22 protein-coding genes are annotated in these 25,710 nt (G+C 44.3%); 4 read left to right on the forward strand and 18 right to left on the reverse strand.

Annotated features, from left to right (window positions below):
- Positions 1-12: 12 nt before the first annotated feature.
- Complete coding sequence (locus GB992_RS01485; RefSeq protein WP_161000935.1) at positions 13-567, forward strand: sigma-70 family RNA polymerase sigma factor; 555 nt, start codon at positions 13-15, stop codon at positions 565-567.
- A 129-nt stretch (positions 568-696) separates the two neighbouring features.
- Here the strand turns inward: GB992_RS01485 and GB992_RS01490 are convergent, their stop codons facing one another.
- The gene (locus tag GB992_RS01490) at positions 697-1,428 is read right to left on the reverse strand and encodes a transaldolase (protein WP_161000936.1); all 732 of its coding nucleotides are present in this window, start codon (positions 1,426-1,428) and stop codon (positions 697-699) included.
- A 412-nt stretch (positions 1,429-1,840) separates the two neighbouring features.
- On the opposite strand from GB992_RS01490, the gene GB992_RS01495 reads away from it, so the two are divergent.
- Together GB992_RS01495 and GB992_RS01500 are read left to right on the forward strand one after the other, a co-directional pair.
- Positions 1,841-2,983, forward strand: coding sequence for an ArgE/DapE family deacylase (locus tag GB992_RS01495; RefSeq protein WP_161000937.1), 1,143 nt, complete (start codon positions 1,841-1,843; stop codon positions 2,981-2,983).
- 42 nt (positions 2,984-3,025) lie between these two features.
- Entirely contained in the window at positions 3,026-3,862 is an 837-nt protein-coding gene (locus GB992_RS01500) for a Cof-type HAD-IIB family hydrolase (protein ID WP_161000938.1), read from the forward strand.
- A 344-nt stretch (positions 3,863-4,206) separates the two neighbouring features.
- Here GB992_RS01500 and budA read toward each other — a convergent pair whose 3' ends face one another.
- The 3 genes from budA to codA all read right to left on the reverse strand — a co-directional run bounded on the left by budA (position 4,207) and on the right by codA (position 8,146).
- Positions 4,207-4,923: an acetolactate decarboxylase gene (budA, locus tag GB992_RS01505; protein ID WP_161000939.1), complete on the reverse strand. Its 717-nt coding sequence runs from the start codon at positions 4,921-4,923 to the stop codon at positions 4,207-4,209.
- A gap of 33 nt (positions 4,924-4,956) precedes the next feature.
- The gene (gene alsS / locus GB992_RS01510; protein ID WP_161000940.1) at positions 4,957-6,636 is read right to left on the reverse strand and encodes an acetolactate synthase AlsS; all 1,680 of its coding nucleotides are present in this window, start codon (positions 6,634-6,636) and stop codon (positions 4,957-4,959) included.
- A 274-nt stretch (positions 6,637-6,910) separates the two neighbouring features.
- Positions 6,911-8,146, reverse strand: coding sequence for a cytosine deaminase (codA, locus tag GB992_RS01515; RefSeq protein WP_161000941.1), 1,236 nt, complete (start codon positions 8,144-8,146; stop codon positions 6,911-6,913).
- A 226-nt stretch (positions 8,147-8,372) separates the two neighbouring features.
- On the opposite strand from codA, the gene gnd reads away from it, so the two are divergent.
- On the forward strand, positions 8,373-9,272 hold the full coding sequence (gene gnd, locus GB992_RS01520) for a phosphogluconate dehydrogenase (NAD(+)-dependent, decarboxylating) (protein ID WP_161000942.1): 900 nt from the start codon (positions 8,373-8,375) through the stop codon (positions 9,270-9,272).
- 856 nt (positions 9,273-10,128) lie between these two features.
- Here the strand turns inward: gnd and GB992_RS01525 are convergent.
- The 14 genes from GB992_RS01525 to mnmA all read right to left on the reverse strand — a co-directional run bounded on the left by GB992_RS01525 (position 10,129) and on the right by mnmA (position 25,481).
- Positions 10,129-10,614 carry a universal stress protein gene (locus GB992_RS01525; RefSeq protein ID WP_162855586.1) on the reverse strand — a complete coding sequence of 162 codons (486 nt, stop codon included), beginning with the start codon at positions 10,612-10,614 and terminating at the stop codon, positions 10,129-10,131.
- Positions 10,615-10,677: 63 nt separating this feature from the next.
- Positions 10,678-11,337 carry a hypothetical protein gene (locus tag GB992_RS01530; RefSeq protein WP_161000943.1) on the reverse strand — a complete coding sequence of 220 codons (660 nt, stop codon included), beginning with the start codon at positions 11,335-11,337 and terminating at the stop codon, positions 10,678-10,680.
- A 273-nt stretch (positions 11,338-11,610) separates the two neighbouring features.
- Positions 11,611-12,318 (reverse strand): hypothetical protein, encoded by a 708-nt coding sequence (locus GB992_RS01535; RefSeq protein ID WP_161000944.1) that lies wholly within the window; start codon positions 12,316-12,318, stop codon positions 11,611-11,613.
- A gap of 33 nt (positions 12,319-12,351) precedes the next feature.
- A complete protein-coding gene (locus GB992_RS01540) occupies positions 12,352-12,879 on the reverse strand; it encodes an HdeD family acid-resistance protein (protein ID WP_161000945.1) in 528 nt (175 codons plus the stop codon).
- Positions 12,880-13,180: 301 nt separating this feature from the next.
- Entirely contained in the window at positions 13,181-13,879 is a 699-nt protein-coding gene (locus tag GB992_RS01545) for a methionine ABC transporter permease (RefSeq protein WP_017262840.1), read from the reverse strand.
- Positions 13,880-13,881: 2 nt separating this feature from the next.
- Positions 13,882-15,000 (reverse strand): methionine ABC transporter ATP-binding protein, encoded by a 1,119-nt coding sequence (locus GB992_RS01550; protein WP_017262839.1) that lies wholly within the window; start codon positions 14,998-15,000, stop codon positions 13,882-13,884.
- A 112-nt stretch (positions 15,001-15,112) separates the two neighbouring features.
- A complete protein-coding gene (locus tag GB992_RS01555; protein WP_431188823.1) occupies positions 15,113-15,931 on the reverse strand; it encodes a MetQ/NlpA family ABC transporter substrate-binding protein in 819 nt (272 codons plus the stop codon).
- A 550-nt stretch (positions 15,932-16,481) separates the two neighbouring features.
- Positions 16,482-17,471: an aldo/keto reductase gene (locus GB992_RS01560; RefSeq protein ID WP_017262837.1), complete on the reverse strand. Its 990-nt coding sequence runs from the start codon at positions 17,469-17,471 to the stop codon at positions 16,482-16,484.
- A 267-nt stretch (positions 17,472-17,738) separates the two neighbouring features.
- On the reverse strand, positions 17,739-18,725 hold the full coding sequence (locus tag GB992_RS01565; protein WP_161000947.1) for a ribose-phosphate diphosphokinase: 987 nt from the start codon (positions 18,723-18,725) through the stop codon (positions 17,739-17,741).
- 126 nt (positions 18,726-18,851) lie between these two features.
- Entirely contained in the window at positions 18,852-20,126 is a 1,275-nt protein-coding gene (locus tag GB992_RS01570; RefSeq protein WP_161000993.1) for an MFS transporter, read from the reverse strand.
- A 29-nt stretch (positions 20,127-20,155) separates the two neighbouring features.
- Positions 20,156-22,789, reverse strand: coding sequence for an SF1B family DNA helicase RecD2 (recD2, locus tag GB992_RS01575; RefSeq protein ID WP_161000948.1), 2,634 nt, complete (start codon positions 22,787-22,789; stop codon positions 20,156-20,158).
- Between the two features lie 28 nt (positions 22,790-22,817).
- Positions 22,818-23,516 carry a tetratricopeptide repeat protein gene (locus GB992_RS01580; protein WP_161000949.1) on the reverse strand — a complete coding sequence of 233 codons (699 nt, stop codon included), beginning with the start codon at positions 23,514-23,516 and terminating at the stop codon, positions 22,818-22,820.
- Between the two features lie 23 nt (positions 23,517-23,539).
- A complete protein-coding gene (locus GB992_RS01585) occupies positions 23,540-24,202 on the reverse strand; it encodes a histidine phosphatase family protein (RefSeq protein ID WP_161000950.1) in 663 nt (220 codons plus the stop codon).
- Between the two features lie 145 nt (positions 24,203-24,347).
- Complete coding sequence (gene mnmA, locus GB992_RS01590; protein ID WP_017262831.1) at positions 24,348-25,481, reverse strand: tRNA 2-thiouridine(34) synthase MnmA; 1,134 nt, start codon at positions 25,479-25,481, stop codon at positions 24,348-24,350.
- Between the last annotated feature and the right edge of the window lie 229 nt (positions 25,482-25,710).

The raw sequence follows: 25,710 nt of genomic DNA on the forward strand, positions 1-25,710 counted from the left end.
TGAGGAAAATATATGCCCATTCATAATGAAGATGAACAATTAACACAACAAGCCTTCGCCTTTATCACACACGAAAGTAACAGCCGGGTTCTGTATGGCGTTCTAAAACGTCTCAACGTACGCCCTGGGGATCCAAATTTTGACGATGCTGTTTCTGAGGGTCGCCTCATCTACGTGGCGGTATTTAAAGACTATGTGAATGCCTTCGGAGAACAGGATGCCGACGCCTTACGTCGCTATGCTTACCAACGGCTCTACTGGCGGCTTTTAGACTGGTTGCGCGCTAGTACACGTCGATTAAGCCATCAAAGTGAACTCAGTGATACTGTAGTCAACCAACTCCAAAACACGGAGGCAACAGCGATTGACATGGAAACCCATGATTTTATAAACCGATTAATCGCGACTTGCACACCGACAGAAAAAAAGTTGCTAAGCCTTTTGCTTGATGAAGAAATGACCATTAGTCGGGCCGCTAAGTCACTTCATGTTTCCAGGCCGACTCTTTACAAACACCGTGAACGTTTGGCAGCCAAGCTTCAGACTCATTTTCCTGAATTCTTTTAAAGCTGCAACTTAATGGACACAAAACGGTCATCACTATCTTTCCCAGAGATAGTGATGACCGTTTTGTCGTGTTATTTTCTCAAAAATCGTGTGTTGCAATAAAAATTAATGACAGTCATAAGTCGGTGGCTACTTAGTCAAGATCTTAAAGCCCAGTGCCTGGCTGTCGGCTTTGAAGCGTTTGACTGTGTCTAATGAATACTCAGCCAATGGCTTGCCCAATAACGTCAACTTCTTCAATGAATCTGGCGTGCAAGTAATAATGTCTGTGTGCGTTTGTGCCGCCTGCATAATGTTGTAAACTTCCCGCTGACTTGCCCACAACAGTTTCAAGTTAGGCTTAAAGTGAACAATATCAGCATATTTCGACATTAATGGTCGCGGATCCACACCAGTATCAGCAATCCGGCCCGCAAAGACTGAAACAATCCCACCTGTTGTTTCATCAAGAGCATCGCGTACATGACGAACTTGCTCTTCCGTAAAAATAGCAGTTGCGTTAACCTTAATGCCATCATGAGACAATTTGTGAATCAACGGAATGCTTGATTCACCTAAAGAATTCATGACCGGAATTTTCACATACACGTGTGTTCCAAAATGACTGATAATATGTGCTTCTTCTTCCATATCGCCAAAATCATCACTGAATACTTCAAATGAAATTGGTAAATCAGGAATACTAGCAACAGCTTGATGTGCAAACTCAATGTAGTCCGTAACTCCGGCAGCCTTCATTAAAGAAGGATTGGTTGTAAAACCAGTCACTAAACCTGATTTGTAGGCATCGACCATTTGGTCAATATCTGCACCGTCAGCATAAAGTTCTACACCTAATTGATTAATTCTTGTTTCGTCCATTGGTATCACCTTTTCAATCTAAGTATATAGGCCTTTAGTACATGTTTATGTCGATTGGTCTACGCTTCACACCATACCTGTTCACAATTAGCTCGACAACCAATATATTATGAGAAAATAATTAAAACCCGTTTTTTCTCTCATCAATTATCAAAATTGGTTCTTGATTAATCGCTTATATATCAAGGAATGTGTAAAATTGGTCTATGACGGCACAGACGTTTGCACAATTCTCATGAAAAAAGCCACAATGATTTTCAGTCATTTTCGTTTTCCGCATCAAGTTGCAATTTCAAGATCGTCAAACAGGGCGAATAAGCGTAAATTAGCTTTTTTACACAAACCGCCACTTTTAGTCGAAATAAGTGCTATAAAGGATGTAATCGGTTTAGAAAAGGTGGTTTGAGAATCTATGGAAGAAAAACAAGTATTAACGTTATTGACAGATTTCATCAAAATTGATTCACGCAATGGTCATGAAGAAGCCATGTCAGACAGGATCATCACTGAACTCGGTCAGCACGGCATTACAGCGAAAAAAATCCCTTATCAGGATGGCAGAACAAATCTTTTTGCTGAACTAGACTCGGGTAAACCCGGCAAAACGTTAATGTTGACGGGTCATCAGGATACTGTAGCAGCTGACGAACATGACGATTGGCGTTTCCCGCCGTTGGCAGCCCACGTTGAGAATGGTCAACTTTTTGGTCGCGGTGCGGCAGATATGAAGAGCGGTCTCGCTGCTATGGTAACCACTCTGATCGACCTGCATGATGCTGGATTACCCAAAACTGGTAAACTACAATTTCTAGCTACTGTTGGCGAAGAGTATGGTGCCCCTGGTTCACGAATGTTAACGCAGGCAGGCTATGTCGATCACGTAGACGCCATGATTGTTGGCGAACCAACCAGTGATCAAATTATTTTTGCTCATAACGGTTCCATTGATTATTCTGTCGATTCAATTGGCAAATCCGTTCATTCTTCCATGCCCGAAAAAGGCATCAATGCCATTACCAATCTAGTCAAGTTTATTAATGAAGAAAACCATGCATTTGACGATGCACCAACCAGTGACGTTCTGGGCCCAGTTGTCCATTCTGTCACTGTCATCAACGGCGGTGATCAGGTCAATTCAATTCCTGGTCAAGCACACTTAGAGGGTAACATTCGGCCTATTCCAGAATTTGACAACACCAAAATAATTGACCGACTGCAACAAATTATCGATAAACTCAATCAGGAACCCGGCGTTCAGTTAAAACTGACTGTCGATTTCAGTTTCTTCCCTGTTATCTCAGATCGTGAATCTTCACTGGTTAAGATTGCCAGTGATGCCTTAGCGAAAGCGACAAAACGGCCAGCAGAATTATCCGTGATTCACGGTGCTACGGATGCTTCTGAATATACTAAAGCGGATAACAAATTCCCCATTATTGTCCTCGGACCCGGTCGATGGGACATTGCTCACCGGGTTAATGAATATGTCGATTTAAGCGATTATTTGCACTTGATTGATGTATACAAGCAAATTGCCACTGAATATCTAAGTTAGCTTTGTATCTTACAATATCTTATTGAATAGGAGTTTTCCAATTTGACCATCAAGCTCATTGCCGTTGACATGGACGGCACCTTTCTAAATGACGAAAATGACTACAATCGTGCTCGATTTGCACAACAATTCCGCCAGTTAAGTGCAAAGGGCATTCATTTTGCCGCGGCCAGCGGTTCACAATTTCAACGACTTGTTGATCAGTTTCTACCTTTCAAAGATCAAATGGATTTCATCTCAGATAATGGCGCAATTGTACATGCTCGCGATGCATTATTATTTGCCAGTGAAATCCCTCATCAGTTAGTCAATCAAACCTTGGCGGTACTGAAACAGCATTACCCACAGCCGACGGCACTTACGACATTATCTGGCGTTAACCGCGCGTACGTGGATAGCGAAACGCCAGAACCAATTTTCCAATTGATCAAACGATACTATAATTCACTGGTTCGTTTGGACCACCTTTTTGATGTCGATCCTGCGACTCTGGATGATCAACTAGTTAAAATCGCTGTTAGTTTCGATCAAACGGTTAACACCGAGGCAGTGATTCCAGAAATGATCAATCAACTTCAACCTGGTTTATCTGCCATGAATTCTGGCTTTAACACTGAAGATATTGGTGTTTCCGGAGTATCAAAAGAAACTGGTTTACAGCATTTACAAGAACGTTACAGTATTCAAAATGATGAGATCATGACGTTTGGTGATAATGAGAATGATCTCGATATGTTAACGATGACACCGCACGGGTATGCCATGGCCAATGCTCATGCTGATGTGCTGGCAAACGCACCACATCGGACAGACTCTAACAATGATGAAGGGGTTCTTAATGTCATCGATCAATTACTCTCCGGCTCACTGGACGTTTAGCTTCATTTCATTAAGGAACTTGATAATGCCATAATGCCGTTAAATGCCGGTACGTTGTTGCGAAACGCCGTTCCCTGAGGACCGGTCTCAACCCGCTTAAAACGCGGTTTTCAACCTTGATTATGAGCCGAAAACCACGTCTCATAAGTCATCCCGCAACACTAAATGGGTAAAACCGCCCCATTAAGTGTTGCCGACACGGAACTCTGTTTCGCCACAACTTCACTCCATCGACCTTTTAGCTTCAAGATTTTAAAAGCTATTCTAGAGCAAACAAAGCGACGTTGAATTACCCATGAAAGTGGGAATTCAGCGTCGCTTTTCTTCAACAAATTCTAAAAGCACTATTTTTCTGCTTCATTGATAGCATCATTTAAACCGGATAATTCGATGTCAGCTTTCATAAAGTCAGCATTATCTGTCGGCAAATGTAACATCAAGTTTGGTAATACTTGCGCAGTCACCTCGCCTGTCATGACGGTGAAATCAAGCAGGTGACCGGCAAATTGATGGTCGTCACTGATGAAATGCAAGTGAAATCCGCCGACAGTCGCACCCGCATACAATGCTGGGGCAAAATAACCGACAACAGTTCCCTGAACATCTTCTCGCGTAAATTCCGGCTGAGCGGCAGTCGCCGTCGTCAGTGGTGGATACGGTTTGGTTTGCTTAGGTGCCACCCGTACGTGTACTCGGTTAAAGATACCAGTCATCACAATGCCCGCAAAGGCATTTTTCAAACCAGCTGTCGTTTGTAACCAGCTCGTAAATGCTGACATCGTCATGGCCGCCAATGGCGTCTTAGGCAATTGATTATCAAACGTATGGACTGAAGCGAATGGCATCGTCGCATCACCATTGACCGTGTTGACCGAACCATCAGCTGCAGCTTGAAAGGCCTGTCCGTCAACAATGACTACTTCACCATCCAGACCGGCTAGTGTGCCAATGCCTGTATCACCATGGTTTAGCAGCTCTTTCGTTGTGATTGTGCCTTCGAACAGCCCCGGAACTAACAGTGCCAAGGTTCCGTGCTGATATAACGTTTCCGTATCTGTCATTAACCTAAACTCCCTTTGTGCTATCGATATTTTCTAAAATTGATCTGGCAACAGTGTTTTGCCAAGCTCTTGATTATGTGAGTAATCAACGGGCACATCAACAATTACCGGTCCCTTTGTCGCAAAGGCTTGGTCCAACACTTTGTTCAGATCAGTTGGATTGTTAACCCGTAATCCCGTTGCACCAAAGGCCTCAGCGTACTTAACATAGTCAACGTGACCAAAATCAACCGCCGCATCTACACCATATTTCATTTCTTCCTGGAACTTCACCATATCATAGTGACCGTCATTCCAGATAATGTGCACAATGTTAAGTCCTAAGCGAACTGCAGTTTCTAACTCCTGACCGGAGAATAAGAAACCGGCGTCACCTGAAACAGAAACGGCTTGATGATTTGGCCGTACCAGTGCCGCAGCGATTGCCCATGGTAAGGCAACACCTAATGTTTGCATCCCATTGCTGAACAAAAGATGACGCGGTTCATAACTGCGGAAATGACGTGCCATCCAAATATAATGGCTCCCCACATCAACACTCACCGTCATATCATCGGTAACGTGATCCTGCAGAGCTGCCACGAGCGCTAATGGCTGCACAGTGGCATCTTCATCACTTGCTTCAAAGTTTTGATCCCGCGTCGTTAATTCTTCATGAAATTCAGCTAACGTCTGTTTGGCAGCAGCGCTGGGCTGATACCCTTTGATTGCTGGTTGTAAGATGGCCAATGTCTGGGCAATATCGCCCACTAACTGTGTCTCTGGTTGGAAGTGTTGATCCAACTGAACTGCTGTCGCATCGATCGTTACGATGCGGGCCTGCTTCTCAGCATTCCAATTACGCGGTTCGTATTCAACCGCATTATAACCAATGGCAATCACTAAATCAGCCTGTTTTAGCAAACGATCACCTGGCTGATTCCGGAATAACCCAACACGACCAAAGTAGTGGTCAGCTTCCAAATCGCGAGAAATAATTCCAGCGCCCTGGAACGTTTCAACCACAGGAATGTTGGCAACTGTCACGAGATGGCGAATCGCATTGGTAACTTCTGGTGAAGAAGCCCGCATGCCAGCCAGAATAACGGGCAATTTTGCACTACGAATTTCCTGAGCTAGTAAACTAATATCGGCAGGGCTTGCCGGTCCCAAAACGGGCGCCTGCAATGGTTCTAACGCTGGGCTGGTAACTTCAGCATCATCCACATCCTGTGGCAAAGAAACAAAGCTCGCCCCTTGTTTGCCGGCAGTCGCAGATTCAAACGCATTAGCCAACACTTCTGAAATATTTTCTGGATCTTGAATTTCCGCAGAAAATTTCGTAATTGGCTTAAACAAGGCCGCATTAGCCATACTTTGGTGAGTCAACCGTAGTAAGTCCTTACGTGGAACCTGTCCACCAATGGCAACTACGGGATCGCCTTCAGCTGTTGCAGTGACTAAACCAGTTGCTAAATTGCTAGCACCTGGTCCTGAAGTAACTGCAACTACCCCTGGTTCGCCTGTAAGTCGGCCAATCCCCGCCGCAATAAAGGCCGCGTTTTGTTCATGTCGTGCGACGACCAGCTTGGGTGATTGCGGATCAGTTGGATGAGCCAAACGCTCAAATAAACGGTCAATCTTAGCACCGGGAATACCAAAAACATACTTCACATTATGGTTAATCAAACTTTCAACAACGGCATCAGCGCCGTAACGAGTTTCTTCAGTCATGAATAATCTCCTTAATTAATCCGTGACGTAGCGACCATCTTCCGGTCAGCAAATACGCTCACTTGTGAAAAAATCATAATCCAAGCGTACCACACTTTTCACAAATGATTAAACATTTTGTGATAAAAAGGCAGTCTCTTTATTGAGGCTGCCTTTGTTTGACACTATCGTATTTACATGACGTTTCCAAATGATAAACGCCAGTCTATTTCACAAGTGGAAATTCCGTTTGTGAATTTAATAGCTGTATTCATCACTTTCAAAATTCACAAACTTAAAAATTCAGTTTAGTAACTTTAGGCGTTGTCTGTGCAATGACACGACCGCCACGGATTGAATACAACACTTCTGAATGTTCATTAAGTACGTTGTAGAAATCACTGTTGTTATAAACAATGCAGTTACCAGGCTTGCCGACCTCAATGCCGTAATGGTCCGTAATGTGTAGCGCCTTAGCAGCATGGCTGGTCACAAATTGATATGACCCATTAATCTCGTCATAGCCCATTAAATGACCAACATGAAGGCCCATCGAAACAGGATCGAGCATATTGCCATTCCCCATTGGATACCATGGATCACGAACATCGTCTTCACCGAAAGCAACATTAATACCATCTTCGTTAAGTTCTTTGACCCGCGTCATCCCACGACGTTTAGGATAAGTATCAAAACGCCCACCTAGATTGGTGTTTACAAGCGGGTTTGCAATCATATTGATGTCTGCCATTCGTAGCAAACGGAATAATTTATAGGCATACGCATTATTGTAAGAGCCTAGTGCAGTTGTGTGGCTAGCAGTAACCCGGTCAGACAGGCCTGTTTCATATGCAATCGTCGCCAAAGTCTCCAAATGACGAGATGCAGGATCGTCGATTTCATCGCAGTGAACGTCAATCAGGCGATCATACTTTTGAGCTAAGTCACCAATAAAATGTAACGATTCGATCCCATATTCACGAGTGAACTCGAAGTGAGGAATGCCGCCAATGACGTCTGCCCCCAGCTTAACGGCCCCTTCCATTAACTGCCTACCATGAGGAAACGACAAAATGCCTTCTTGTGGAAAGGCAACCAATTGCAGTTCTACCTCATCAGCCATCTCTTTTTTAACTTCCAAGAGTGCTTTTAAAGCAGTGAAGGAAGGATCAGTTACATCGACGTGTGAACGCACAACCTGAATCCCGTTGGCAATCTGTTTGCGCAAGGTTTCCTTTGCCCGTTTCTTAACATCTTCAATCGTTAACGTTTTCTTTCGCTCCGACCAAATGCGAATACCATCAAATAATGTACCAGATTGATTCCATTCAGGATCTCCAGCCGTTTGGGTAGCGTCCAAATGAACATGTGGGTCAATCAATGGTGGCAATAATAATTTGCCGGTTGCGTCAATCACCTGCTCGTTATCTTTAGGCGTTAGATGCTGATCAATTGCTTTAAAAACACCGTCTTCAATTCGAACATCTTGTAAATCGCTCTGATTATTGATGTGAACCTGCTGAATAAGCATTAGTTGTAACCTCCATGTGTCAGTGATATGTAAACGTCTTCAATCTCGGTTTAGCGTAATGCTAATAAGTTTTGAATGCAAGCAAAATTATGATACAAACGGATTTGAAGCACTTTTCGAAAACGGTTTGAAACCTTTTTTCAAAAATTTATCTTGATATTTGTAAATGATTTTCATATAATCAACATGTGCAACAGACAATTTATTTTAAAAGAGGAGCTTTCTAATGAAATTAGGGTTAATCGGTTTAGGCAAAATGGGTCTGAACTTAGCAGAAAACATGATGGATCATGAAAACGAAGTTGTTGGTTTTGACTTAAACAAGGACTTTGTTAACCAAGCAGTAACCGCTGGTGCTGAAGGTGCCGACTCACTTGCTGACATGGTTGCTAAATTACCATCACCAAAAGTCGTATGGGTTATGGTTCCAGCCGGCAAGCCAACTGAATCAACGATTGACCAACTGTTAGACCTACTTGACGAAGGTGACTTCATCATCGACGGTGGTAACTCCTTCTGGAAGGACTCTGTTGCAGATGCTCAAAAGGCTGAAGAAAAAGGAATCAAGTTCTTCGACTGTGGTACTTCTGGTGGCCAATCTGGTGCCCGTCACGATGGTAACTTCATGATTGGTGGAAACGATGCCGCTGCCTTTAAGACACTCGAACCTTTGTATGAAGGTATCGCCCAAAAAGATGGTTACCTTTACACTGGTAAAGCTGGTTCAGGCCACTACCTCAAGATGGTTCATAACGGGATTGAATACGGTATGATGGAAGCTATCGGTGAAGGTTTCGATGTGCTTGAACACAGTGCGTTTGACTACGATAACGAATCCGTTGCCCGTCTTTGGAACAGCGGTTCAGTTGTTCGTTCATGGCTGATGGAATTGGCTCAAGACGCTTTTGCTAACGATGCCAAGTTAGACAACATCAAGGGTACTATGCACTCATCTGGTGAGGGTAAATGGACTCTTGAAGAAGCTATGAACCAACAAGTAGCAACCCCTGTTATCGCTATGTCTCTGTTGATGCGTTACCGTTCAATGGAAAACGATACCTTTACTGGTAAAGTTGTTTCTTCATTGCGTAACGGTTTCGGTGGTCACGCGGTTGATAAAGCTTAATTTAATAAATTTTTTCTATCGGATGATGCCCTCTTGGGTGTCATCCTTTTTCTTTACGGCGAATTTACAATTGAAATGCAACACAAAGTAAAAAAATAAACCCATACCGGGTAGAATATGTTTAACGACCAAATCAAACAATTCGAGGTATCCGGCAAAAGCAGTTAAATCAACGTCCTCGCAAAGTGTTAAACTATGAAACCCCATATGAAGTATTTTTTGACAAACCGTTGCACTTAGTTTGACAATTCACCACTTATATCAAACTGATTTAACTTCCTCGAGTATGTCAAATCAGCATACAGCATACTGCCGTTGCGCTGACCAGAAATGCCGTTCCATGAGGACCGGTCTCAGCCTCCCAAAACCTGGAGTCTTCTACCTTGATTATGAGCCGAAAAGCTCATCGTCTCATAAGTCATCCCGCAACACTAAGGGGCCAAGTTCTCGCCGCCAAGTGTTGCCGACACGGAACTCTATTTCTAGTCAGCTCCACTCTTATGACAAACTGATGGCAAACAGTTTGTACATCAACATTTTTCAGTTATTATAAGCGCAATGATAATCACCATATGAGCTGAAGGGCGTCAATAGTGATACCGAGTCGTGAAAGTGGTGTTAATGAGGTGGTTTTCCGAATTTACACCACGGACGGTCACACAGACGCGGCTTTTCCGAGGCTGTGTGGCGAGATGAAAGACGCCGGTTTTTAGGTGGCTCGAACCGGTCCCACGACGAGCGTGTCACTATTGACAACCGTAAGCGCAATTCACGGCTTTACATTAACGCCACCAATTAATAGAACTAAAAAAGCTGTACCTCATTGTGGGATACAGCAAAACAAAATTGAGTTTAATTAGCGAACCACTAACACAGACACAGGTGAATATTTGGCAACATAAGCCGCCTGGCTACCAAAGTACTTGGCAACCCCTTGCCGAGACAACGAGCCGACAATTACAAGATCTGGATCAACTTGTGGAATTACCTGCTTGACGATTGTTTCACCAGGATCACCTTCAGCGATCAATGTTTTAACAGACTTAACCCCTGAATTTTCGGCGACCCGACGATATTTATCTAATCGTTCTTGAATCGTCTTTCGTTGTTGATCCAACATTTCCTTGCTTAACGCGGTAAAAACATTAACATCCTGTTCTTCAAGGATACTAACAATCACCAGCTCGGATTTATCTTCCTTCGCCTGTTTGACCGCGTACTGGTAAGCTAGTTGTGCATCCGGAGAATCATCAACACCAACAAGCACACGCTTGTAGTCGTAGACCTTCCCCTTTATGATGTCATCCTCACTTTGTACTTTCTTGTGTTCACTTTTTGCCATGTTAAACAACTCCTTCACAGATAATTGTAACCGCTAACACTGCAATAAAGCTAGTCTAAACGACTAATGATTTTCAATCGGCTTAATATAATCTTGAGCTGTTGCTAAGGTATTCGCCGACGACTGTTTCATTGAAACGGTCGCTTTATTCTTCAATCCAGTCAACCGCTTGTGTTTTACATCAACTCGGTATTGCAAAGGCTGCCCATCTTTCGCAAAGATCAGTTGGCTCTTAAAGGCCTCACCGCTGCGGTGATAGTTGGATGCTGCATGTTTCTTGTAGTCCGCTTCAGTCTTATAAACAGCAGTTGCCGTCGACTTCGGTACCAAGGTTAACACATTGCCCTTTTGTGTTATTTGCCCATCTGTCACTTGTTCTTGAATACCGTTCATACTTAACGAAGTGGTCACACGCTGCCTAAATTGATGGTCTTTCGTAAAGACAACTAACAGCGTATTATTCAGCATCTGCTTTTTGCCTAGTGTACTCTGCCGTTTGTAAGAGCCTTGATAACCAAGATCTTGCCAAAATGTAGCCTGTGTTTTGCTACTCTGTTTTTTGGTGGCCACCTTTGCGACTGAATGATGATGTGCTTCCGCCTTCGCAGGTTGGCTCACAACGCTGATGGTCATTAAACTGACCATCACCGCTAATGCAGCGATTTTAATTTTACTGATGTAACGTTTTCCCCCACTTGGTGCAGATTGATGCTGTGTACTCATACGTTATTCGTCCCTCATTTCAAAGTTTCGATGACAATCTGGCATAATGCGCATATAAATTGCCATCCCCTTAACCGATTATCGAGTACTATTATCGCAAACATTTGTGCAAATTTCAGAAAAATTTAAGTAATCTAATGCCTATACGGCCCTTACGATGTTCCTGACAATATAGAGAATCCGATGTAATCAAGGTGTCTACCGTTTTCGAAACAAGAAATTACAAAATCATAACAATTTGTTCCTAGCTGCGCAAAAAACTGCTCAATTTAATTATTGGGCAGTTTTTTCTTGCATATATTTAACGGCATCAGCCAGTTTTGTAAATTGTTTAGTTTGGCCAGCATTCAATTTATGGGCTCGCTGGTACACCCGTTTAGTTGGCGTAAAGTGTGTGTGTGTTTTTACTTTACGACTCGCACTCGCATACGCATCTTCCAATTTTTGATACGTCGCTTGGCTACTCGTTGCATCGATATTAAGTCGCTTTTGATCACTAGCCTGCAAATGATCGATGTAAACGCCGGCCTGCGGTTTGACAACTTTCATCGTCTGATTAATCGCAGTCACATTGTCCTGCTTGTTGGTCGCCAATTGCTTAGCATATGTGCGTTCAAAATCAGCAAGTGGTAGCTGATAGATAGCTAATGCAATATTGTTAGGCTTAGCCTTTTTCTTATTGCTACTATCAAACTGATAATGAGCCACCGTTACCACCACTGCAGAACGGCCAAAACTCATTGAAGTAATAGTCGCCTGCTTGTGTGAGAACGAAGCTACCCCGTGTGCCGTGACCGTTTTGCCCTTATACGTCAACGGTTGGGCGGCATCAACCAATTCATAATTCGTTGTTGTCATATTTTTATACAACACAGTACCACCAACCGCCGCAACTGCAATCACAACAGCAGCGACAATGGCGCTAATCAACCATACGAGGCCCCGATTATGAACCGGAGCGTTTGTCTCTGTTTGCTTCATTACCCAAGGTCCCCTTTATTGCGCTAATTTATTCTAGAAAGCCCGCATAATGTGAAGAACTCCCTCAATGAAGAAGTAGATGCCAATTAGTGTAGCTAGGGTTAGTGCAGCTACAACTGGCTTTAGTAACAATAAAATGCCAACGATAAGACCGAGTACATCTAATCCGATGCTGATCCAGAAATACCGTTTGTCAAACGAACGCATTAACCCTGACGTAATCAAACCGGTCAATGAATCAACAATGAACCATATTGCAAAGAAAATTGGTAACAAACGCATTCCAATACCAAGATGAAAGATTAAAAATGCACCAATTACAATGTCTAAAATCCCCATAAGCAACAACCACACAGGAGAACGCCCCAGAAGCCGTCGAACGTCATCATGGAACCATACCTCATAAATACCTCTGAGTAATGCAACGGCCCCAAAAATGGCTACCAATGCCATTAAACTCGATGCCGGATCCACAAAAGCAATCCCTGCTGCAATGATAAATAACACGCCAAGAATGAAACTATACCAGTCAAAGGACCGACGGGTGGAATTCCAATTCATGTCATCACCCCTATCTTTACAAAATTTTGATTCACGTTCATTACACTATCTGTGTTCAGTCTAACACTCGCATCATGACTGACCAACAGTTGCGCCCCATTCATCAACAAAAATTAGTTAATGTCATATCCGCATCATTTTGCGAAGAAGGCTAAACAAAAAAACATCCTATCCCCCGAACTGGGAAATAGAATGCTTTCAAAAACGAGGATTGCGCCCAAGACTTTGAATGACGAGGCCATTTCGCATTGTGCACCCAAAGTCGTAACGAAATCACTGCCATTTGTTCGTAAAATTCAAATTAACGGTGGTCAGTTTTACGGGCCCACAAATCACCCAATATTTGGATAATAAAGACGATGGCTAAAATGATAATCATCGCCATGATGGTGATGTCATTTTCAAAACGGTCATACCCGATGCTAATCGCAGTATTCCCAAGGCCACCACCACCAATGGCACCAGCCATTGCAGTAAGTCCGATCAAACTAATAACGGTAACAACCGATGTCCGAATTAAATCAGGCAGCGCTTCACGTAAATAAACACGGAAAATAATTTGCATTGGTGAAGCACCGACTGCTTCCGCAGCTTCAATAATGCCACGGTCAACATCGACTAAGGCATTTTGAACCTGACGTGCATAAAATGGTGCGGTACCGATTGTCAAAGGCACCAAGGCTGCGGTAGTACCAATTGAGGTCCCCACGAGCAACCGCGTGAATGGCGCGATAACGGCTAATAAGATGATAAAGGGAATGGACCGGAAGATATTTACCAGTTTATCCAAAATCCAGTATGTCGTCCGGTTTGCCAGAATGCCACCTGGTGCTGTAACTACTAACGCAATACCGATAATAATTCCAAGAATGCCGGCAATTATTCCGGAGACCAGCGTCATGTATATTGTTTCCCACGTTGATTGGATGAAGACATCCTTGTTAGCCACAACGTTTGGCATAATGGAGGTCCAAAAATCCGTTGCTAAAATAGTTGTCATGCTTATGCCTCCCCTTCGGCGTTGGTGTCTGCTTCAGCAGCCTTGCGTGCGAGTTCTGCCTGATATTCCGCGACATTGATTTGCCGAACAGTCACGCCCTGCTCCTTTACGTAAGCCAATGCCTTATCTACAGCATCGCCTTCTCCACTTAACACCAAGCCCAAATTACCAACTGGCGTATTTTGTAGAATCTCGACGTTTCCAAACAAAATATTTGGTGTAACTTTAAATTGCTCATACAGTTGCGCTATCAAGGGATCATCAGTCGATGCACCCGCATAGGACAGTACGACCAACCTCTCGTTTGCTTGTAAGTGCTGGATACTTGGCTGGGCAACAACGTTCGCCAAGGCAGCATCAATCTGAGAAGACGTTTCGATAAATTCTTTTGTCAATTGCTGAGTTGGTTTGGAGAATATCGTCAGCAAGTCGCCTCGTTCAACGATTTCTCCGCTCTGCATAACGGCCACCTTGTTACAGATGGATTTAACTGCCTGCATTTCGTGGGTAATCAACACAACCGTCAATCCTAACTTTTCATTCAAGTTTTTCAACAAATCAAGAATTGATGATGTCGTTTTAGGGTCTAGCGCTGACGTCGCTTCGTCAGAGATCAAAATTTCCGGATCATTTGCCAATGCCCGGGCGATTGCCACCCGCTGTTTTTGACCACCAGATAACTGGGCTGGATAATCATTTTTCTTTTCGGATAGGCCAACTAAGTCCAAGAGTTCATCTACCTTAGCCTGCTTGTCATGCCGACTCAATTTAGAACCCAACAATAGTGGAAACATGACGTTGTCACCGATGGTCCGCTCATTCATCAGGTTGAAGTGCTGGAAGATCATGCCAATCTTTGTTCGTGCTTGGCGCAGCGCCTTTCCCTTTAAGGCACCCATATTCTGACCGCTAACGGTCACCTTGCCAGATGTTTGCCGTTGTAATTGGTTAATTACCCGCACGAGTGTACTTTTACCCGCGCCAGAATAGCCAACGATCCCGTAAATGTCACCCTTGGCGACTTCCAGATCAACATTTTTAACGGCCCGCACAGTGCGGTCAGCCTCTTTAAACGTTACATCAATGCCCTTTAAATCAATAATCGGTGCGTTTGCTGCCATAATGGTTGTTCCTTTCCTAATTCGAATTCAATACGGTTAACTAAAAATGTTCTATGTATGCAAACGTGAACTGAGAAACCAGTTCATGTTTGTCTAAATAATACAAAGGAAATTATTTAATGTCCAAATTCCATGCTGGCTTTTCAGTACCTTTAAAGTCCTTGTTGATGATATCAGCAATCTTCTTGGTTTGATAAGCCTTAACAATTTCTTTGACAGCTTTCTTGTTCTTGTCAGCCTTACGGGACACGATAATGTTGATGTAAGGTTTAACATTCTTGTCGATTTTTTCTGCATAAACGGCGTGTTTGATGTTCAACTTAGCGTCAACAGCGTAAGTATTGTTAACAACTGCAGCCGTGGCGGAATCGAGCGAACGTGGTGTTTGGTCAGCAGCCACCGCCGTAATCTTCAAATGCTTTGGATTTGAGGTAACATCCTTAGGCGTTGGTAACTTAGCATTGTCTAGTTTAATCAAACCGGCGTTCTTTAATAAGTTTAAGGCACGGCCTTCATTAGTTGCATCGTTAGGGATCACAATCTGATCACCCTTCTTAAACTCAGAAACCTTCTTAAGCTTTTTTGAGAATAATCCAAGTGGTGCAACGGCTGTTTTACCAATCGGTGTCAAATCTGCTTTGTGCGCCTTGTTCCACTGGTCAAGGAAGTAATAATGCTGAAAGGCGTTAAGGTCAATCTGCTTATCATTCAACGCTTGGTTGGGCTGGGTGTAATCAGTGAAGGTCACAATTTTTAAGTTAATGCCCTTCTTCTTAACATCCTGAGCAATTGGCTTCCAGATCTTTTCATCGTCGGTGCCGACAATACCAACTTTAACTGTTGTCGTCTTAGCCGAACTAGACTTGCCACAACCTGCTAATACCAAACCTAATGCAAGTATAGATGCAGTCCCTAACAAAATACGACGAATTCTTTTATTCATGTTAATTTACCCCTTTTTTCATCCATTTACATGGTCATTAATATCGACTCATTTTTAATTTGCCGACTTCACACAACCGCTCACTGACAAAGCTGAACTCTGGCAACGAAAAAAGCCCGCCTCTAATAAAAATTAGAAGCGAGCTTATCGCGTTACCATTCTAGTTCGAACTGAATTTACATTCAGTTCCTCATCAACCGACACCTAGAAAGGGTCTAGAATTCCTAAGTAGCGGTGTGCGCGGTAATGGGCGCCAAGTCATTATCACCTTACCGACAGCAGTTGCCGGTTCGACGATACCAATCGCAGGCCATTTTCATCCTAACTTGACTCACCCGCTCTCAGCATACGCAGGCTTTCTGTACAGTTTTGTTAAAACTACTTTCCTATTCAAATTGTTTTTCGGTCATGTGAAATTGTTATTAGATTACCGCACAAAAAATCGCTTGTCAACGATTATTGTAAGAAAATAATGAGATTCGCCACGCCGTTCTCATAATTATTTTTATATTCACGAATGAAAGCGTGTGGAATCCCTTTAACGATTTAAGATACTTTCAATTCGTTCAAGCTCATCTGTCGTGAAGGTCAGATTGTTAACTGCCTTGATGTTGCCCAACAAGTGGTCAACATGTGAGGCACCAATGACCACACTTGTGACCACATCATCATGTAATAACCAGGCCAAAGCCATCTGTGCCAAAGTTTGTCCACGGTCGGACGCCAAGCTGTTCAGATCATTTAACTTGCTAACCACTTTGTCGGTACCTTGTTTCAAAGACAGCTTATTGCTCCAGTGAATTGGCATATCTTCGGGGATCCCCTGTAGATAACGATCAGTTAGCAGACCTTCTGCTAGTGGTCCGTATGCCACCAATCCTAGTTTGTTTTCCTTCAGTACGTTTAGCAAACCGTCGTCCTCAACAGCACGATTAATCATGTTGTAACTGCTTTGGTTAACAACAAATGGCGTGTGGTGTTCCTTGAACAACTTAGTGATTGCTGCCGTTTGATCTGCAGTGAAGTTTGACACACCAACGTATAAAGCCTTACCCTGCTTAACCATCAGGTCCAACGTCTCAACTTGTTCTTCCAGTGAGGTGTGTGGGTCGAAGCGGTGCATATAAAAGACATCGACATAATCCAAGTGCATTCGGGTTAATGACAACTCCAATGCATTCATCAATGTCTTACGAGATGAAAATTCGCCGTATGGTCCAGGCCACATATGAAAGCCTGCCTTGGTCGTTATGACCAATTCATTACGGTATGGCTTCAGATCCTGTTCGTAAACTTTACCGAACGTCTCTTCGGCACTCCCGTTGCTAGGACCATAATTTGACGCGTTATCGAAACTGAAAATGCCGTTGTCAAACGCCTTCAACATTACCTCACGACTATTTGCGTAAGGTTGTTCGTCTCCTAGATTCCGCCATAGTCCAAAACTGACCGCTGGCAACATAAAGCCAGTGTCAGCAACCCGGCGAACGGGCATGTTGGCATACCGTTCTTCGTTTGCTTGATACATATCAATTAGCTCCTCTCAATCTATGCTTACAGGCCTTATTTTAACGTAAAATGCAGGCAAAAACGAACTTGTCTTGCTTGCGGCGCGGGGTTGGCGCCGCTTTTTGTTAATGGTATATAAGTTAAAGTAAGAATTTGTTTGTTAAATTAATGCATAATCTATCTTTAGAATGAGTGTCATTGCCCCTCTTTTGTAGATACAAAAAAATCGTGAATTCTGTTCGAATATCACGATTTTTTGATTTATTTTAAAAAGATATCAATTGGTCTATCTTAATTTAACATCCGGATTTTGCTTGCTAATAAACAATTCATCGACCGGCTGATTGTTGTGAATCCGTAAAATAGCTTCACCAATTAAATCAGCTACCGAAATGACGGCCAACTTATCAAACTGCTTTTCAGCGGGGACTGCAATCGAATCCGTAACAATCACCTTAGTTAACTTTGATTGTTCCAATGATTCAGCTGCACGACCAGAAAAGACAGCATGAGTCGCTACCGCATACACATCCTTTGCCCCACTGGATTTAAGAATATCTGCCGAGACTGTCATGCGATCCGCTGTATCAATCATGTCATCAATAATAACGGCTGTTTTGCCCTTTACGTCACCGATCACTGAATCTGGCTCCGGATCAAATTCATCCTCTGACCGATTATCAATGATTGCAATCGGTGCCTTTAATAACTCAGCAAAGTTACGGGCCCGTGAAACACCAGCGTGATCAGGGGCAACCACAACAATATTATCCAGTAAGTCGTTGGTGTAAAAGTACTTAGCCAACAACGGTGCACCCAACAGATGATCAACGGGAATGTTGAAGAACCCCTGAACTTGATCAGCGTGCAAATCTAACGTCAACACACGGTCGACACCGTCAATTTGAAGAAAGTTGGCCACTAACTTGGCTGTAATTGGTTCGCGGGGACGCGCTTTGCGATCTGCCCGTGCATACCCATAGTAAGGCAGCACCACATTGATTTCACCGGCACTAGCACGCCGCAACGCATCAACCATAATCATCACTTGCATGAACGAACTGTTCACGGGATCACTAACGGATTGGATGACATAAACTTCATCCCCACGAACGCTTTCATCAATGGTAATCGCAATTTCACCATCAGCAAACGTACTGATGGTAGTTGGACTCAGCGGAATATTAATAGACGCTGCGATTTTTTCTGCCAACGGCCGATTGGTGTTCAGTGAAAACAACTTAATGTTGCCGTTAGACTTTTCTTCACTCATGACTGCCTCCACAAATTCATTTCAATAGTCCTATTATCGCAAGTAAGCCCGTGAATGACAAGGAAAACCCAATTAAAACCGGTTAACTTGCGCACATTTGTCACTCACCAGCACTGCCGCAATCTTTTACTTGATTGGCGTTTGCTCACGACTAGCTAAAGTGTGGTTAAACCACCAAGCAATCCCAACCAGCAAGATGCCCGTAATCATAAATAACCACTTGATTGCCACCACATCCGCTAATGGACCAAAGAACAACATTGCAATCGGATAAATCCCAGTCGAAACAATCTGAAAGATGGAAAAGACGCGGCCCATCATGTTTGACGGCACGGTTTCTTGAATCAATATATTGCTCGTCGCCTGAATAATTGGCATCGCAATGCCACTGATGAACATAAAGAACAAATAGACCGCAAACGGTTCTGGAATGCCCATCGCAAAGAACGCTACTCCACTAACGGCCAGTGCCACTGCAATAACAGGTACTTTATGATTAATCTGTTGATGGCTACTGATCCAAATGCCGCCAATGGTGGCGCCTGCCGTCCACAGCAACTCGTTAAGCGTCAATAACATCACTCGGCTACCAAATGTTTGTTTAACAAATAATGTTGATAACTGCGAACTGGGCGCCACCATGATAAACGCTAACGCAATGAGGATCATAAACCAGCGCATAAAACTGTGATTGAAGGTGAATTTCAGCCCACCGCCAATTTGGCTCAACGTCGACGTAACCGCACCAGCCGTTGCCTTTTGCTGATCAAGTACAACTGGATCAACCTTGATTAGTGCCAGTAATAACAGCCCAACTCCGGCCGTCACCACATCCACGATAAAAATAAAGATAATCCCGAGTTTTCCTAAAATCAAACCAGAAACAATCGGTGTGATAAGCAATAATACGGCATTGATCAGCTGGTTCAGTCCATTCATACGCGTTAACTGTTTACGCGGCGTCAATTGCGGTAACAACGCATTGCCGACAGGCATCTCCACCCCCGTTCCCATCGAACGAACAGCGGCGATTAGTAGCAAGAGCCATAAATCACGCCAGCCAAAATAAAACATCAGAGCAATGCCCAACGTCACAACGGTAACCATCCCCGTTGCCCACATAAGCAGGTTCCGGCGGTTAGACCGGTCAGCCCACACACCAGCCCATAGTGACACTAAAATTTGTGGCAAACTTTGCGCGAGCGTGGCCAACATCATCCATGTTCCAGATGACGTTTTGAGTGCAATGTACCATAAAATCGCAAAAAAGACCGATGAAGAACCGAATAAGAAAAAATTCTGAGCGGCTAAAAACAGCCCTGTATTCCGCTGCCAATGTTTCTCAATCGCAGCATTTACAAGACTCGTCGACACATTTGAAGCACTGTTTGATGAAGTCATCATTCTCCCCCGCTTACCCTAACTTTAGGTTAACCTTCTTCCGGCGCAAAATCCTGAGGCGTCAACTTGCCCATTCCAATCAATGGATCGATATTGCCGCTTAGAATTAAGGCCGTTGTCAGCCTTGGCTCACCTAGTGTACCGCTTTCTTCGTCAAGCGTGGTTGCAGACGACTTTTCCACATTAGTGGACCCTTCTTTTGCCTTCGTTGAGAGCTGAGCCGATTCAGATGTCGTTGCATAATTCGAACCAGTGGCTTGAGTGATTGGTGCCTCTGCGTCGATCATTGTTGCACTAGCACTAGCATCAGCAACGCTGCCATCACTAGTTGAACTTGGTGCCGTCTGATCCACCACCTCAGCAGTGTCGTCGCCCTCATGTTTGAATACCTGTCGCAACCGGGCTTGCAGTGTCGTTTGCCGGTTGGCAGATTTATTCGCAGCGGCTTCTGCAAAGGATTGTTCATCACCAACCAGAATCAACCACTGTTGTGCTCGCGTTACCGCTGTATAAAGCAGATTACGCTGTAGCATCCGGCGAAACTGGGGTACCAAGGGCAAAATCACCAGTTTGAACTGTGACCCCTGCGCCTTATGAATGGAGACACAATAGGCCAGCGTTACCCGGTCAAACTGAGCGCGTCCGTACGTGACCTCTGTTTGATCAAAGGCAATGGTTAATTTGTCGACCTTGTCCTCGTTGGTCTTATCGGTGGCTAAATCAATCCCGACGATTTCACCCATGTCGCCATTAAAAACATTATTTTCCGGACTGTTAACCAGGTGCAACACCTTGTCACCAATCCGAAAATGCTCGTTGTGAGCCTCAACTTCTTTCGTCCGCGCACTCGTTTTAGGATTCAAAGTGTCCTGAAGGGCCGTGTTTAACGCATTGATGCCGGCAGCCCCCCGGTACATGGGTGCCAGAACCTGAATATCCGTTTTGGCAAAGCCACGCGACTTCGCACGGGCGACGACCTGGTTGACTAGCGGCACAACTTGATAGGGTCGCGCTGCGAAAAAGCTACGATCCGTTTGATTAACCGTAAAATCGGCTGGCAATTCGCCATGTTTGATAGCATGTGCCAAAGGAATAATCGAAGAACTGTCATCTTGACGATAGATTGTTGTCAACTCAGTGGATGGCAGACAGTCTGACTTCAACAGGTCAGCAAACACCTGTCCTGGACCGACTGAAGGCAATTGATCCTGGTCCCCAACCAAAATCACCTGCATGTGGTTAGGCACAGCCTGAATCAATGTTCTAAAGAGAAACGCGTCCACCATCGACATTTCGTCCACGATGAGCAGTCCGCCCTCAAGATCTTTGTCTGAAGATTGTGTGGCCTCATCTTCACGCCCGGTCAAGCCAAGCAAACGATGAATCGTGCTAGCAGGTAAATCTGTCACTTCACTCATCCGCTTAGCCGCCCGGCCAGTTGGCGCCGCTAATAAAATCGGAAAGGTGCCATCCTCATACTCATTGATATCCAGTGACAATTCATGGATTCGTGCAAACAAGGCGACAATCCCGTTAATAATCGTCGTCTTACCCGTTCCGGGACCACCTGTGAGTAAATAGACCGGCGAGGAAATTGCGGCCACTAACGCGTCTTTTTGAGCATCGTCGTATGTGATCCCCAATTGCTTTTCGACGAGTCGCACCTCGTGATCCAAATCAACGTCTTTAGGCAACAATCGCTCCTGCTGTTGTTGCAAACGCATCAGGTGTTCAGCACTATCCCACTCAGTATCATACAGTGACTTCAGGTAGACCTGTTGTCCATTGCCGACGATGAGCTGATCTTTCGCCATGGCAATTAATTGATTGGCCAGCATATCTGGTGAAATTTGCACGTTTCGCGCAGATTCTAGCAATGCCGTGGCATCGTGAATCAATGGCTTTAGCTCGGCAAACGTATTTCCGGAAGCAAAACAAATATCACTGATTGTTTCCAACAATGCTGCCCGTAACCGGCCTGGCGCATCCGCATCAAAACCTAATTGTTCAGCAATTTGATCCGCCCGTTTGAAACTCACCCCGTTGATATCTTCTACCAACTGATAGGGATTTTCTTGAATAACATGAAGCGTGTCCTGCTTGTATTTTTCATAAATCGTGCTGGCCAACTGGCTGCCAAAACCGAAACCATTGAGGCCGATGATAATCTGTTCCGTACCGTGATTTTCGGTCAGAACTTCAATCAGGTGATCAGCGACAGACTTTTTTAACCCGATGGGCTTTAAGACATCGGGATTTTTGACGACCTTGTCGATTACGCCGGTGCCAAGGGTTTCAACGATTCGCTCCGCTGTTTTTTTCCCCAGACCGGGAAACTGATCGCTAGATAAATATTTGACCAAGCCCGTTTTAGAAGTCGGCGTCTCATTTTCATAATTACTGGCATTAAACTGTTTGCCATATTTGGGATGGTCCACAACCTTGCCGATGAAACGGTAGGTGCCTTCTTCCGCCACGTCACCAAATGAACCGGTGACAACAATTTCGTCCTCAATCCAGTCCAAGTCCGTTTGATCCACGTGAACCAGCAGAACCTTATAAAAAGAATCAGAACTACTAAAAAAAATGGCGGCGACCTTACCCACGACATAATTGGGTTTAAAACTGGTGTTGTCGTCAAATAGCGACATTGACTCGGCCATGTTGGTTACCTCCATTCGTTAATTTCAATTATTTTGCTTGTTGATCGCCATCTTGATGACGTTTGTTGACTACCGTTGCAATATCGTTAACACGTTGTTGACTCCGTTTGACAAAATCAGGGTCCAAACGTTTAGCAGCATTCATAAATGGCGTAGCATCTTGTTCCAATACCATGGCCGTCAAGCCGCGGCTAAAATAAACATGCCCATTTTGATTATCTGCCGCTAACGACTGATCATAGAAATCTGCCGCCTGGTTAAAGTTACCCATGGCCATCAAAATATCGCCCAATAAAGCATTAACACTCGCATCTTTTGGCTTTGCATCGTGAACCGTTAATGCAAATGCAAATGCTTTTTGATACTGGTTTTGTTGCATCGCTGTTTGGGCCATCATTTGATAAGCTTCCAAGCGCAGCTTCTCGTCTTTTACCTTGCTAAATGCAGACACGGCTTTATCGTAGGAAGCCGCCTGATAGTACACGTTACCTAAACCATAGTTCAGTAATGATTGTGCGCCTTCATCTTTGACAAACAAGCCCTGTGCCTTCATCAACAACTCCTCGGCCTGTTCATAATCCTGCATTTCGGTCAGCACCGTGGCCAATTGGTAGTACAAATGAAAATCGTTGGGGTTTGCATCAATTTGTTTCACCAAACGTGAAACCGCCTGCTTGGCCTCCGCCTGAGCAGCGTTGGCTGTCTGATCATCATGTTTTTCACTCATGTTGTTGTGTGCCCGCCTCCTCGTTAAATCGTGTTGGTGGCATCTGGCGATTCCTCTAAGTACGCCGTCAAATTGCGGACTAGCAACTTAAAGTGTTGACCACCATCCACCGTTTCAAGAATTGTGGTACTGGTATTCGATAAACCGCCCTTAGCACGCATTTGCGCCAACGGAATGTGCAGCAGCCCGTTAATGCCGGCATTCAAGGCCGCCCCGTGTGAGACAAACAACAGGTTGTCATTGTCGTCGGGATGACAAGCAGCCGCCCGCCGAATGACTGGATCCACCCGGGCAATGACATCTTCAAATGTTTCGCCGCCAATAGCAGTCGGGTCGTAGTTTTCCGCATGAAAACGAAAACCATCGTACTCCTCGGGAAATTGCCGTTTGACATCATCAAAATACATGCCTTCCATTTTACCCAGTTCAAACTCTCGTAAACCGGAATCCAGCGTCAGCGGCACACCCTGATGAAGACCTGCCATTAAGTGGATGGCGGTCATGCGCGCACGTTTGATTGGACTCGCATACACGTGTTTAAACGGTACGTCATGCAAATAATCAGCCAACTGATCGATTTCGTCATAACTGCTCCGCAGCAACGGTGAATCACCATTGGCGCCTTGATAACGCCCCTCTAAATTCCATTGTGTTTTGCCATGTCGAATAAAGTACAGTTTAGTCACAGTAACCCCGCCCTAAAGTAAATAATGTGCCTATATTATGTCACAAAAAAGGCCGTCAAACCAGCTCAACTGGTTTGACGACTCCTTTACGTTTGCAAAACCAACCTACGGCTAGAACACCTTGGCTGCAGTTTACAAACAAGCTTTAAATGTATTGTAATTCACGTGCTTCGTTGTAGGCTGCATCGATGATACCACTACCTAAACATTCGTCCCCATCATAGAAAACAACTGCCTGGCCGGGCGTAATCGCACGAACAGGTTGATCAAACGTCACGGTGGCAACCGTTCTCTCATCATTCAAGTGAACGGTCACACCAGTGTCCTTTTGACGGTAACGGAACTTGGCGGTTACGTGGAAATCATTGTCATCACTTGGGTTAACCCAGTTCAGATCTGATGCGGATAACTTGGTTGCTAACAAGTGCGGATTATTGAATCCTTGGCCCACATACAAAATGTTCTTTGAGAGATCCTTGCCGATCACAAACCAAGGCTCATCACCTTGCTTTTGACCACCAATACCGAGCCCTTTACGCTGACCAATCGTGTAATTCATCAAGCCATAATGAGTCCCCATCTGCTTACCATCAAGGGTCATCATCTTCCCCTCTTGGGCAGGCAAATACTGGTTCAAGAAACCCTTCCAGTTCTTCTCACCAATGAAGCAAATACCAACAGAGTCCTTCTTCTCGGCAGTTGCCAAACCGGCCTCTTCCGCAATTTCACGAACCTGTGGCTTCTCCATTTCACCCAGTGGGAATAACACACGATCCAACTGATCAGAAGAAAGCTGACTTAAGAAGTACGTTTGATCCTTGTTGCCATCTAGGCCACGCAATAAATGACTGTGACCATCCTCGTCATGAGTCACACGAGCATAGTGACCCGTTGCAATGTAGTCCGCACCCAACTCTAATGCGTAATCTAAGAAGGCCTTGAACTTGATCTCCTTGTTACAAACAACATCTGGGTTAGGAGTACGGCCCTTTTTGTACTCATCCAAGAAGTACGTGAACACACGATCCCAATATTCCTTTTCAAAGTTAACAGAGTAGTAAGGAATGCCAATCTTGCTGGCCACCTTAGCCACGTCCTTGTAATCTTCCGTCGCCGTACATACGCCATTGTCATCGGTGTCGTCCCAATTTTTCATGAACACACCAACCACGTCGTAGCCCTGTCGCTTTAGCAACAACGCTGTCACTGACGAATCTACCCCACCACTCATGCCGACGACAACACGGGTATGTGAATGATCAACTGCTTGATCAGTCATGGTATCACCATCATTTCAATTAGATTCTGAGAATCAACGATTTGAAGGTCGTTATTATCAGTGCTTAACAGTATAACAGGACGCACTTACAAAATTCAAGTGACACCTGTTGGTAGTAGACGGTGTCACATTTGTGTTTTGTAAAACGTGGCAAAAACAGTAAAAATGACCGCTTGCGGTTGTCAATTTTGAAACGACGCTGTGTGGACCGGTATCAGCCCGCTTTGCG

It is taken from the genome of Furfurilactobacillus milii (assembly GCF_009863985.1).
Classification (GTDB): domain Bacteria; phylum Bacillota; class Bacilli; order Lactobacillales; family Lactobacillaceae; genus Furfurilactobacillus; species Furfurilactobacillus milii_A.

Coding starts and splice junctions, on each gene's coding strand:
- GB992_RS01485 (WP_161000935.1), top strand. CDS start 13: ATGCCCATTCATAATGAAGATGAACAATTAACACAACAAGCCTTCGCC.
- GB992_RS01490 (WP_161000936.1), bottom strand. CDS start 1,428: ATGGACGAAACAAGAATTAATCAATTAGGTGTAGAACTTTATGCTGAC.
- GB992_RS01495 (WP_161000937.1), top strand. CDS start 1,841: ATGGAAGAAAAACAAGTATTAACGTTATTGACAGATTTCATCAAAATT.
- budA (WP_161000939.1), bottom strand. CDS start 4,923: ATGACAGATACGGAAACGTTATATCAGCACGGAACCTTGGCACTGTTA.
- alsS (WP_161000940.1), bottom strand. CDS start 6,636: ATGACTGAAGAAACTCGTTACGGCGCTGATGCCGTTGTTGAAAGTTTG.
- codA (WP_161000941.1), bottom strand. CDS start 8,146: ATGCTTATTCAGCAGGTTCACATCAATAATCAGAGCGATTTACAAGAT.
- gnd (WP_161000942.1), top strand. CDS start 8,373: ATGAAATTAGGGTTAATCGGTTTAGGCAAAATGGGTCTGAACTTAGCA.
- GB992_RS01525 (WP_162855586.1), bottom strand. CDS start 10,614: ATGGCAAAAAGTGAACACAAGAAAGTACAAAGTGAGGATGACATCATA.
- GB992_RS01530 (WP_161000943.1), bottom strand. CDS start 11,337: ATGAGTACACAGCATCAATCTGCACCAAGTGGGGGAAAACGTTACATC.
- GB992_RS01535 (WP_161000944.1), bottom strand. CDS start 12,318: ATGAAGCAAACAGAGACAAACGCTCCGGTTCATAATCGGGGCCTCGTA.
- GB992_RS01540 (WP_161000945.1), bottom strand. CDS start 12,879: ATGAATTGGAATTCCACCCGTCGGTCCTTTGACTGGTATAGTTTCATT.
- GB992_RS01545 (WP_017262840.1), bottom strand. CDS start 13,879: ATGACAACTATTTTAGCAACGGATTTTTGGACCTCCATTATGCCAAAC.
- GB992_RS01550 (WP_017262839.1), bottom strand. CDS start 15,000: ATGGCAGCAAACGCACCGATTATTGATTTAAAGGGCATTGATGTAACG.
- GB992_RS01560 (WP_017262837.1), bottom strand. CDS start 17,471: ATGTATCAAGCAAACGAAGAACGGTATGCCAACATGCCCGTTCGCCGG.
- GB992_RS01565 (WP_161000947.1), bottom strand. CDS start 18,725: ATGAGTGAAGAAAAGTCTAACGGCAACATTAAGTTGTTTTCACTGAAC.
- GB992_RS01570 (WP_161000993.1), bottom strand. CDS start 20,126: ATGACTTCATCAAACAGTGCTTCAAATGTGTCGACGAGTCTTGTAAAT.
- recD2 (WP_161000948.1), bottom strand. CDS start 22,789: ATGGCCGAGTCAATGTCGCTATTTGACGACAACACCAGTTTTAAACCC.
- GB992_RS01580 (WP_161000949.1), bottom strand. CDS start 23,516: ATGAGTGAAAAACATGATGATCAGACAGCCAACGCTGCTCAGGCGGAG.
- mnmA (WP_017262831.1), bottom strand. CDS start 25,481: ATGACTGATCAAGCAGTTGATCATTCACATACCCGTGTTGTCGTCGGC.